The 1660-nt window shown below is 44.7% G+C and carries 2 protein-coding genes; both read left to right on the top strand.

All coding sequences use genetic code 11. The annotated features are described in order from the left end of the window. The first annotated feature begins 230 nt into the window (after positions 1–230). Positions 231–518, top strand: coding sequence for a plasmid recombination protein (locus ADICYQ_RS31025; RefSeq protein WP_200861864.1), 288 nt, complete (start codon positions 231–233; stop codon positions 516–518). Further along, positions 502–1605: a MobV family relaxase gene (gene mobV, locus ADICYQ_RS31020; protein ID WP_020894198.1), complete on the top strand. Its 1104-nt coding sequence runs from the start codon at positions 502–504 to the stop codon at positions 1603–1605. Before ADICYQ_RS31025 ends, mobV begins: the two co-directional genes overlap by 17 nt. The last annotated feature ends 55 nt before the right edge of the window (positions 1606–1660 follow it).

Genomic DNA, 1660 nt, shown 5'->3' with positions numbered 1-1660 from the left:
GTTTTTCCGATTTTCTGCCGATCTCTCATCGGCGGAAAAATCGGGTCGGCGGACAGCCGACAAGTGGCACGAACTTTCGATGCGATAGCGAGAATGAGAGAGCCACCGGCACCGCAGGTCGCACGTCCAAATTGAATCCGTAGGAACAATTTGGTGTAGTGCGTTACACCAAAGATAAACTTTGTGTTACCATAACCCCTATACAGTGGTCTGAATCGGGGGTTTTTCTCATGGCAAATTATGCAGTCATCAGGATGGAAAAATACAAAAAAGATAGATTGAATGGAACGCAAAAACACAATCAGCGGGAGTTTCAAAAAAGCAAAAATGAAAATATTGATCGGGAGCGGACGCACTTAAATTATGATCTAGTGAACGAGAAACCGATTAGCTATTCAAAAGCGATTCATGAAAAAATTGAGGGGCGAGTCAAACGGAAGGTCCGAGCGGATGCTGTTTTGGTCAGCGAATTTTTGATCACGGCAAGTCCTGACTATATGAATGGGGCTGAGCGATGAGGAGCAGCGGCGCTATTTTGAAACAGCGGTTGATCATTTGAAAGAGAAATACAGCGCTGAAAACATGCTTTATGCTACAGTCCATATGGATGAAGCGACTCCTCATATGCATGTTGGTATTGTACCGATCACGGAGGACGGCCGACTCTCTGCGAAAGATTTTTTTAATGGCAAATTGAAGATGAAAGCCATTCAAGATGATTTTCATCGGCACATGGTTGAAAACGGTTTTGACCTGGTGCGCGGCGAACCAAGCGAAAAGAAGCATGAGAATGTTCACCAGTATAAAATAAATCAGCGGCAAGCGGAGCTTGAGCGGCTTAATGCTGAAATTGCTTTAAAGGAAAAGCAGAGAGAGGAACTGGAAAAGCAAAACAAAGCTGTTCAAGCAGTTATAGAAGTGAAAAAAGAATCGCTGACAGCTAAGGCTGAAGAGTTGAAAATACCGACTATTGAACATGAAAAAGCGTGGCTCAAAAAGGATAAAGTCATTGTGCCGGAGCAGGAACTCCATGCTTTGTACGCCTATGCGGAGCAGAAAACTAAAACGGCAGCCGAGTTGGCGGGGCAATTGAAGTCGGAAACGCAGGAAAAGGAGCGCTGGCAGTCTATCGCCCGGCAGGAAGCAGATCGGGCGGATGAAAAAGACCAACGGCTTCAGGAACTGCAGAGTAGGATCCATTCAGAAGTTGAAGCGTCCAAAAAGGAAATGCGGCGCAAGCTTGCAAAGGAATTTACGGAAGAGCAGCGTGAAGATCTGTGGAAGGAAGTGAAAGAGGAGCTGACGGCTTTACGAACGGAAAATAAGGAACTGTCAGCTGAAAATAAAGGCTTGATCATTGAGAGGAATCGCGAAGCTGAGGAGAGCCTAAAGCTAAAACAGGAACTTGATAAGAGAGACGGTCAGTATGCTGAGGTTTTGAGTTTCGCCAAGAAGCAGAATCAAACACTTGAAAAAGTGGTTGGAGAAAACAAGGCGTTAAAAAAAGAAAATAAGACACTAAAAGAGAGAGTTGCCGTATTAGAAGAGTGGAAAGATAAAATGGTGCAGTGGGCTAAAGAAAGTTACCAAAGGTGCGGAGATTAGCGGTTCGTTTTTCAATACAGCAGGTATGCGTCGAGAAGCAGCTAAATATAAGGAC

It is taken from the genome of Cyclobacterium qasimii M12-11B, from assembly GCF_000427295.1.
Classification (GTDB): domain Bacteria; phylum Bacteroidota; class Bacteroidia; order Cytophagales; family Cyclobacteriaceae; genus Cyclobacterium; species Cyclobacterium qasimii.
Note: the sequence above shows the minus strand (reverse complement) of the source record. Positions and strands in the feature narration are given on the sequence as shown.

What these genes read in the sequence shown, in the direction of transcription:
- ADICYQ_RS31025 (WP_200861864.1), top strand. Translation starts at nt 231, where the DNA reads ATGGCAAATTATGCAGTCATCAGGATGGAAAAATACAAAAAAGATAGA.
- mobV (WP_020894198.1), top strand. Translation starts at nt 502, where the DNA reads ATGGGGCTGAGCGATGAGGAGCAGCGGCGCTATTTTGAAACAGCGGTT.